Origin of the sequence: Burkholderia reimsis, assembly GCF_003294055.1 — a bacterium.
Lineage (GTDB): Bacteria > Pseudomonadota > Gammaproteobacteria > Burkholderiales > Burkholderiaceae > Burkholderia > Burkholderia cepacia.
The window spans coordinates 307,716-316,649 of the sequence record NZ_QMFZ01000004.1; the positions used below are offsets into that span (position 1 = coordinate 307,716).

Here is an 8,934-nt window from a genome sequence, read left to right on the forward strand (position 1 = left end):
CAGATGCCGCGGGTGAGTGAAGCGGGGCATTTTGCCATAAATGGCGGAGCGTCCAGCCGGGGGTGATAGAATTTGACACATGTCCCGCAGCTTTCCTACGACGTTGCCAACTTCCCGAATTTCTCTCGTCGCGCTCGGCGCAGCGCTCGCCGCGGCTTTGTCTGCCGGGCCTTCCGGTGCGTTCGCGCAAGCTTCGGGCGCCACCGCGCCGGCCACCGCCGCGGCCGCACCCGTGACGGCCACGGCCGCACCGGATTTCGACGCCCGTCAAAAAGTGCTCAATCAACGCTCCGCGGAAAACGATTATCGTTATGCGGTGGCCGAGCACGATTGCTACAGCAAGTTCTTCGTCAATCACTGTCTCGGCAAGGCGCGTGACCAGATGCGCGACGAGCGGGCGAGCATCCGCCAGGAGCAGCTCGCGCTCAACGACGAGCAGCGGGCGGTGCGCGCGCAGCAGCGCGACCAGCAGCAGGCGCTGAAGCAGGCGCAGGACGCGGCGGAAGCGCCGCAGCGTGCGGCGAACGACGCGGCAAACGCGGCTGCGTTCCGCGACAAGCAGGAGCAGAATGCGCTGAAGCAGGCGCAGCGCGGCGCGGAAGGGCCGCAGCGCGCGGCGAACAAGCAGGCGTACGACCAGAAGCAGGGCGACTTCCAGCGCAAGCTCGACCAGGCGCACCAGCAGGCCGCGCAGAAGGCGCAGGAGCGGGCGGACAACGCCGCGCGCTACGAGCAGAAGCAGAAGGAAGCCGAGCAGCACAAGGCCGATGTCGAGCGGCGTCAGAAGGAAGCGACCGAAAAGGCGCAGCAGAAGCAACAGCAGGGGCAGTAACGTGTTGGATTGATCCGGAATCAGTCTCGTGCGCGCTGGCACGCCAGCCGGCGCGCTGCTTCGATGAGGAGGCAACTATGCAAAACCGTCACACGGAACAGCAGCAGGAATTGCACAACCGTTTGGCTGCATTGCAGGAGCAGCACCAGCAGCTCGCTCGGGAGATCGAGCTGAAGGAAGGACACTCCGACATCGACGACATCACGCTGCACCGGCTGAAGAAGGAAAAGCTGGCGGCCAAGGACAAAATCATTTTGCTGCAATCGCAGCTGGAACCGGATAAGCGCGCCTGAGCGCGGCCTGGCAAGCGCCGGCGCCGCCCGGGCGCTGGACACAGGAACGCTTGCCTTGAATTCACCGCTTGAAGCCACCCCCGATGCCCGGCGCGACGAGTCGTCCGCCGGGCGCGCTCGTGCGCCCGAAGGCACCTTTGAACTGAGCCGCAAGCGCGTCGACGAACTCGACACGATTTTCGGCGAGGGCGGATTGCTCGCGCGCGCGCTCGACGGCTATCGGCCGCGTACCTCGCAGATCGAGATGGCGCGCGCCGTCGCGTCCGCGATGGAGGCGTCCGCTCGCCGGATGCCCGAGCCCGAGATCTTCGAAACCCGCAAGCGGCCGGCGCGTCGCCTCGGCGACGGCGACAAGGCGGCCGAGCCGGGCGCGGACGCTGCCGCAGCCGAACCCGACAGCGATGCCGGGGACAACACGCTGATCGTCGAGGCCGGCACGGGGACGGGCAAGACCTATGCGTACCTCGTGCCCGCGATGCTGTGGGGCGGCAAGGTGATCGTGTCGACCGGCACGAAACACCTGCAGGACCAGCTGTTCCAGCGCGACATCCCGACCGTGCGCAACGCGCTGGCGGTGCCGGTGTCGGTCGCGATGCTCAAGGGGCGCGCAAACTACCTGTGCCACTACTACCTGCAACGCACGGCCGACAACGGCCGGCTGCCGTCGCGGCAGGATACTGCCTACCTGCAGGAAATCGTCCGTTTCGCGAAGATCACGAAGAGCGGCGACAAGGCCGAGCTCGCGAGCGTGCCGGAAACGGCGCCCGTCTGGTCGATGGTCACGTCGACGCGCGACAACTGCCTTGGCCAGGAATGCCCGCACTACAAGGAATGTTTCGTGATGCAGGCGCGGCGCGAGGCGCAGCAGGCCGACGTCGTCGTCGTCAACCACCACCTGTTCTTTGCGGACATCATGCTGCGCGACACGGGGATGGCCGAGCTGCTGCCGAACGCGAACACGGTCATCTTCGACGAAGCGCACCAGTTGCCGGAAACGGCGACGCTGTTCTTTGGCGAGACGCTGTCGACGACGCAGATTCTCGAACTCGCACGCGACACGGTAGCCGAAGGCCTGAGCCATGCGCGCGACGCGGTCGAATGGGTGAAGCTCGGCGGCGATCTCGAGCGCGCGGCGCGCGACTTGCGCCTGGCGTTCGCGAACGACCAGATCGTCCGGATGTCGCTCGCCCAGCTCGGCGACGATCACCCGATGTTCGGCGCGCTCGACGCGCTCGAGGCCGCGCTCGATGCGCTTGCGTCGGCGCTTGCCAGCCAGGCCGAACGGGCGGAATCGCTCGGCGCGTGCCTGCGGCGCGCACGCGAACTGCAGGACCTGCTGGCCGGCTGGGTCGCGCCCGGCGCGACGGAGGCGGCCGCGAAGGCCGATGCGGCGGCGGCCGGCGACAAGGCGGCATCCGACGGCGATCCGAACGAGAAGGTGCGCTGGGTCGAAGTGTTCGCGCACACGGTCCAGCTGCACGAAACGCCGCTGTCGGTCGCGCCGATCTTTGCCAAGCAGCGCGCGGGTGTGCCGCGTGCATGGGTGTTCACGTCGGCCACGCTGTCGGTGCGCGGCGATTTCACGCACTACGCGGCACAGATGGGCCTCAGCTCGCGTCGCTCGATGACGCTCGCGAGCCCGTTCGACTACCAGTCGCAAGGGCTGCTGTACGTGCCGCGCAACCTGCCGCAACCGTCTTCGCCGGCGTTTACCGATGCCGTCTTCGACGCCGCGCTGCCGGCGATCGAGGCGTCCGGTGGCGGCGTCTTCATGCTGTGCACGACGCTGCGCGCGGTCGACCGGATCGCGTCGAAGCTGCGCGACGTGATCGAATCGCGCGGCTGGAACACGCCGCTGCTCGTGCAGGGCGATGCGAGCCGTACCGAACTGCTCGACCGTTTCCGTGCATACGGCAATGCGATCCTGGTCGGCAGCCAGAGTTTCTGGGAAGGCGTCGACGTGCGCGGCGATGCGCTGTCGCTCGTCGTGATCGACAAGCTGCCGTTCGCGCCGCCGGACGATCCGGTGCTCGCCGCGCGCCTCGATGCGCTGACGAAGAAGGGGCTGAGCCCGTTCGCCGTGCACCAGTTGCCGCAGGCCGTGATCACGCTGAAGCAGGGCGCGGGCCGCCTGATTCGCGCGGAGACGGATCGCGGCGTGCTGATGATCTGCGACACGCGGCTCGTCGACAAGCCCTACGGGCGCCGGATCTGGCAGAGCCTGCCGCCGTTCAAGCGGACTCGCGAGATCGCGGTCGTCCAGGACTTCTTCGACGAGCACCGTTCCGCAAAGCGCACGTGACGACGCGCGCGGCGCTCGTCGCGCGCTCGCACCGACGCTGCCTGAGCGCGGCGCCAATAAAAAACCCGGCTCGACGGCCGGGTTTTTTGTTCGTGCAGCGGGCGCTGCATGGTGCTTTCGTCAGAACTGCCACCACGACTTCTTCGCGCCGGGGCGCGAGTGGCCCGTGACGTACGGGCTGTCGGGGAACGTGCCTGCGAGCACGCGCTTCGTGTCCTCGGCGAGTTGCGGCTGGTTCAGCTTGCCGTACGACAGGATCATGATGTGCAGCGCGTCCTCGATCGCCGGGGCGCCCTTGTAGTCCTTGATCGCGAGCTGCGCACGGTTGATGGCCGCGACGTAGGCGCCACGCCGGTAGTAGTAGTCGGCCGCGTGCACTTCGTGCGACGCGAGTGCGTTGACGATGTAGCGCATCCGTGCGGCGGCGTCGGGCGCGTACTTGCTCTTCGGGAAGCGGTCGACGACGACCTTGAACGCATCGTACGATTCACGCAGTGCCTGCGGATCGCGCTCGCTCATGTCCTGGCCGGAGAACCGGCCGAACAGGCCGAGATCGTCGTTGAAGTGGATCATCCCCTTCAGGTAGTACGCGTACGGGATATCCGGATGATCCGGGTGGAGCTGGATGAAGCGATCGACGGCCTGGTCGGCGGCGGCCGCTTCGTTGTCCTTCCAGTTGCAGTACGCAACGTTGATCTGCGCCTGTTGCGCGAAGTGGCCGAACGGATCGCGACCTTGCAGCGATTCGAAATATTTCGCGCACTTGCCCCAGTCGCCGCCGGACAGTGCGTCCTGGGCCTCTGAGTATAATTTGTTGTTCGACCAGGTAGCCGTCTCGTCCTGCTTCTGCGGCAAGCCGTGGCAGCCGGCGATGAGGGCCGCGGCCGCTACCGCCGCAGCCCGGGCGGCGACGGTTCTGGCCGTGCGTTTGGTCGAATTCATCATGCTCGCATGTCCTAGCTTCAAGTCTCGGTGACCCAGTCTAAATGACCCGTTCAAGTTCGCAGAATGCCCAGCCGGGCACACCAAATCGCGAAGATTATAGCCCAAGCGATCGGCCCGCCGACGCTGCGTCGGGGGATTCCCTCGATGACGATCTGGCCGGCGACGCCATGCAGGCGCCCGTCGTGCCGTCCGCGGCGGCCGACGACGCGCCGCGCGTCGTCGAAGTGCCGCTGTCGCTCGCGGGTGAGCGCCTCGACAAGGCGCTCGCCCAACTGTTCCCTGAATTCTCGCGTAGCCGCCTGCAGAGCTGGATCGAGGCGCAGCGCGTGCTCGTCGACGGCGCGCCGGCGAAGATCCGCCAGCCGGTGCCGCTCGGCGCCAGGATCGAGCTCGTGCCCGACCTGCTCCCCGAGCAGCTCGCCTTTACACCGGAACCGGTGCCGCTCGACGTGATCTACGAGGACGACGCGCTCGTCGTCATCAACAAGCCGGCCGGCCTCGTCGTGCATCCGGCCGCCGGCAACTGGAGCGGCACGATCCTCAACGGGCTGCTGCATCGCTATGGCGACGCGGCGGCCGGCCTGCCGCGCGCGGGGATCGTCCACCGGCTCGACAAGGAGACATCGGGCCTGATGGTGGTGGCGCGTACGCTGGCCGCGCAGACGGATCTCGTGCGCCAGTTGCAGGCCCGCACGGTGAAACGCCGCTATTTCGCGCTCGTGTGGGGCACGATGCCCGAGGAAGGCACGATCGATGCGCCGATCGGCCGCGATCCGCGCGAACGCACGCGCATGGCCGTCGTCACCGGCGCATCGGGCAAGCCCGCGCGCACGCATTTCCGCACGGTTGACACATGCCTGTGGCAACGTCAGCCGGTTTCGGCGATCCAGTGCGATCTCGAGACCGGCCGCACGCACCAGATCCGCGTGCACTGCGCGCATGCCGGCCACCCGCTGCTCGGCGACCCCGTGTACGGGCGTGCGCGCGGCAAGCGCTCGGTCGCGCCGTTGCCGGACGGTTTCGCGCGGCAGGCGCTGCATGCATGGCGGCTCGGTCTCGTACACCCGGTCACGGGCAAGGCGATGCAGTGGCGCTGCCCGCTGCCGGACGACATGAACGCCCTCGTCGCGGCGCTCGGCTTCGGGCAGGGCGACGAGGAATTCGACGACGATGACGGTGTCTACGACGATGACGATTTCGGCGGCGAGTATCACGACGATGAGCCGTACCTGGACGATGAGGAGGAGTGAGTGCCGATGACGAACCTGGCGCCGTTGACGTGGCAGGACTGCGTACAGCCCGACTGGCAGGTGTCGCCGCGCGTGCGCGCGCTGATCACGACGCGCGACGGTGGGGTGAGCGAAGGCCCGTACGGGCGCTGGCAGGGCGCGGAAGCTCTGCCGGGCGGGATGAATCTCGGCCTGCATACCGGTGACGATCCGGCTCGTGTCGCCGCGAATCGCGCGCGCCTGCTCGCGCTGGCTGGCCAGTCGAGCGCCGCGTGGCTCGAGCAGGTTCACGGCGCGCAGATCGTGCGCGCGGACGAGGTGATCGCGGCGGCAGACGCGGCGGTCGCGCCGGTGCAGGCCGACGCGAGTGTCACCGACCGTGCCGGCGCCGTCTGCGTCGTGATGGTCGCGGATTGCCTGCCCGTGCTGCTGTGCGACATGCAGGGCCGCGCCGTCGGCGCCGCGCATGCGGGCTGGCGCGGGCTCGCGGCCGGCATCGTCGAACAGACGGCGGCGCGGGTCGCGGCACTCGCGGGCGGTGCAACGGACGCGCTTCATGCTTACCTCGGGCCGGCGATCGGCCCGCGAGCGTTCGAGGTCGGCGCCGACGTGCGTGACGCGTTTCTCGACACGGCCCCGCAGTCGGAGCATGATGAAACCCGGCTTGCGTTCGTCGCGATCGATGGCGCGACCGGCAAGTTCCTGGCCGATCTCTACGCGCTCGCGCGCTTGCGTCTTGCCCGTGCGGGCGTGGCGCACGTGAGCGGCGGGACGGCCTGCACGGTCACCGAGCAGACGCGCTTCTATTCGTACCGGCGCGATCGCGTGACGGGCCGCATGGCGGCGGCGATCTGGCTGGCGGATTGACGGGATGCGCATGGGCGCGGAATTTGTCGCGCTGCAAAATCGGGTTATCTCGATTTTGCTGTGGCCATGCCGCGTTACGTGCGCGGCTGAATGAAAAATGCGAAGTCAAGTCAATCAAAATGTTTTATGTTTCGCCGGAACCCTTGTCCCGCCTGTTGCGCGAGGATTATCTCCGTGCGGAATTGTTCAGCGGTTTGATATGGCGCTTCACATGGGGAAAACGATAATGATAAAAATACCGCACTGCGGCAGAATCTGGAGACGCCTCTCCAGAGCATGACGGCCCGGCTCGCAGCCGGCACGCCGCGCGCGAGCAGGATTTCACGATAGACGCTCACGAATCACCGGTAAGGCAGGTAATGACAGCATCGAAAAAATCGTCGACGTCCGCTGAGGCGGGCACTTCCTCGGGCAGCATTGGTTTCGATCCGGCCGCCCAGCCGATGCAGCAGATGTTCGAGTCGTGGTTGAACGCGTGGCGCGGTTTTGCGGATCCGGCACGTGCCGCGACTGCGTCGGCCACCGTGAATCCGTTCGCGACATTCCAGTTTCCGACCTCATTTCCGTTCCAGGTGCCGTCGATGCCCGATTTCGGCGCGATGGCGTCGCCGTTTGCCGGGCTGAAGCTGCCGGCCGCCGCGATTCCCCCCGAGCGGCTTCAGTCGTTGCAGGCCGACTACGCGCGCGATTGCATGGCGCTGATGCAGCAGGCCGCCGCCGCGAAGCTCGAGTCGCCCGAACTGAAGGACCGCCGCTTCAGCGGCGATGCATGGAAGGCGTCGCCGGCGCATGCGTTCGCGGCGGCCTGGTATCTGCTCAACGCGCGCTATCTGCAGGAACTGGCCGACGCGCTTCAGACCGATCCGAAGACGCGCGAGCGCATTCGTTTCACGGTCCAGCAGTGGACGGCCGCCGCCGCGCCGAGCAACTTCCTCGCACTCAATCCCGACGCACAGAAATCGATTCTCGAGACGCAGGGCGAAAGTCTGCGGCAGGGGATGATGAACCTGCTCGGCGACCTGCAGCGCGGCAAGATTTCGCAGACCGACGAATCGCAGTTCGTGGTCGGCAAGAACCTCGGGTGTACTGAAGGTGCGGTCGTCTACGAGAACGACCTGATCCAGCTGATCCAGTACACGCCGAAGACGGACAAGGTGTTCGAGCGGCCGCTCCTGATCGTCCCGCCGTGCATCAACAAGTTCTACATCCTCGACCTGCAGCCCGAGAATTCGCTCGTCGCGCATGCGCTGTCGAACGGCCATCAGGTGTTCCTCGTGTCGTGGCGCAACGCGGACGCATCGGTCGCGCACAAGACGTGGGACGACTACATGAACGAAGGGCTGCTCGCGGCGATCGACGCCGTGCAGCAGGTGAGCGGCCGCGAGCAGATCAACACGCTCGGCTTCTGCGTCGGCGGCACGATGCTCGCGACTGCGCTCGCGGTGCTCGCCGCGCGCGGCGAACATCCGGTCGCGTCGATGACGCTGCTCACCGCGATGCTCGACTTCAGCGATACCGGCATCCTCGACGTGTTCGTCGACGAGGCGCACGTGCAGATGCGCGAGCAGACCATCGGCGGCAAGAACGGCACGCAGCCGGGGCTGATGCGCGGTGTCGAGTTCGCGAACACGTTCTCGTTCCTGCGGCCGAACGACCTCGTGTGGAACTACGTCGTCGACAACTACCTGAAGGGCCGCACGCCGGCGCCGTTCGACCTGCTGTACTGGAACGGCGATTCGACGAGCCTGCCGGGCCCGATGTACGCGTGGTACCTGCGCAATACCTATCTCGAGAACAAGTTGCGCGAGCCGGGCGCGTTGACCGTGTGCGGCGAATCGGTCGACCTGACGCTGATCGACGTGCCGACCTTCATCTACGGCTCGCGCGAGGATCACATCGTGCCGTGGCAGACGGCCTATGCGTCGACGTCGATCCTGTCGGGCCCGCTGAAGTTCGTGCTCGGCGCGTCGGGGCACATCGCGGGCGTGATCAATCCGCCGGCGAAGAAGAAGCGCAGCTACTGGATCAACGACAGCGACCTGCCCGAATCGGCGGACGACTGGTTTGCCGGTGCGACCGAGCATCCGGGAAGCTGGTGGACGACCTGGGTCGAGTGGCTCGACCAGTACGGCGGCCGCAAGGTGGCGCCGCCTGCCCAGCCCGGTTCCGCACAGTTCCCGGTGATCGAGCCGGCGCCGGGCCGGTACGTATTGCAGCGCGATTGACGAAAGACGGACAGCGGCGCACGCTGTCCGGTGCACCGCAGTTTTTTTAACAGGGCCGGTAGCGATGCGCCGTGTCGTGCGGGCCTGGAGGAAAGGGAAATGACGGACGTAGTGATCGTATCGGCCGCGCGGACCGCGGTCGGCAAATTCGGCGGTTCGCTTGCGAAGATTGCGGCGCCCGAACTGGGCGCGACGGTGATCCGCGCGGTGCTGGAGCGCGCGGGCGTGAAGCCCGAGCAGG

8 protein-coding genes are annotated in these 8,934 nt (G+C 67.0%); 7 read left to right on the top strand and 1 reads right to left on the bottom strand.

Annotation, left to right across the window (positions count from 1 at the left end; translation table 11 throughout):
* Positions 1–79: 79 nt before the first annotated feature.
* The 3 genes from DPV79_RS08075 to yoaA all read left to right on the top strand — a co-directional run bounded on the left by DPV79_RS08075 (position 80) and on the right by yoaA (position 3,427).
* Positions 80–832: a hypothetical protein gene (locus tag DPV79_RS08075; protein WP_113045133.1), complete on the top strand. Its 753-nt coding sequence runs from the start codon at positions 80–82 to the stop codon at positions 830–832.
* A gap of 77 nt (positions 833–909) precedes the next feature.
* Positions 910–1,125, top strand: coding sequence for an HP1242/YdcH family protein (locus DPV79_RS08080; RefSeq protein ID WP_006478692.1), 216 nt, complete (start codon positions 910–912; stop codon positions 1,123–1,125).
* A gap of 55 nt (positions 1,126–1,180) precedes the next feature.
* Positions 1,181–3,427 carry a DNA repair helicase YoaA gene (gene yoaA / locus DPV79_RS08085; RefSeq protein WP_021163130.1) on the top strand — a complete coding sequence of 749 codons (2,247 nt, stop codon included), beginning with the start codon at positions 1,181–1,183 and terminating at the stop codon, positions 3,425–3,427.
* A gap of 120 nt (positions 3,428–3,547) precedes the next feature.
* On the opposite strand, the gene DPV79_RS08090 is transcribed toward yoaA, so the two are convergent.
* Positions 3,548–4,372: an outer membrane protein assembly factor BamD gene (locus DPV79_RS08090; protein WP_021163132.1), complete on the bottom strand. Its 825-nt coding sequence runs from the start codon at positions 4,370–4,372 to the stop codon at positions 3,548–3,550.
* A gap of 41 nt (positions 4,373–4,413) precedes the next feature.
* Here DPV79_RS08090 and DPV79_RS08095 point away from each other — a divergent pair, with 41 nt between their 5' ends.
* The 4 genes from DPV79_RS08095 to DPV79_RS08110 form a co-directional block, all read left to right on the top strand.
* Positions 4,414–5,622 carry an RluA family pseudouridine synthase gene (locus DPV79_RS08095; protein ID WP_042977625.1) on the top strand — a complete coding sequence of 403 codons (1,209 nt, stop codon included), beginning with the start codon at positions 4,414–4,416 and terminating at the stop codon, positions 5,620–5,622.
* A gap of 6 nt (positions 5,623–5,628) precedes the next feature.
* Positions 5,629–6,468, top strand: a complete 840-nt coding sequence (gene pgeF / locus DPV79_RS08100) for a peptidoglycan editing factor PgeF (protein WP_113045138.1) — start codon at positions 5,629–5,631, stop codon at positions 6,466–6,468.
* 359 nt (positions 6,469–6,827) lie between these two features.
* Positions 6,828–8,693: a PHA/PHB synthase family protein gene (locus DPV79_RS08105; RefSeq protein ID WP_113045134.1), complete on the top strand. Its 1,866-nt coding sequence runs from the start codon at positions 6,828–6,830 to the stop codon at positions 8,691–8,693.
* Positions 8,694–8,792: 99 nt separating this feature from the next.
* On the top strand, positions 8,793–8,934 hold a 142-nt coding region (locus DPV79_RS08110), incomplete at its 3' end, for a thiolase family protein (RefSeq protein ID WP_479891151.1).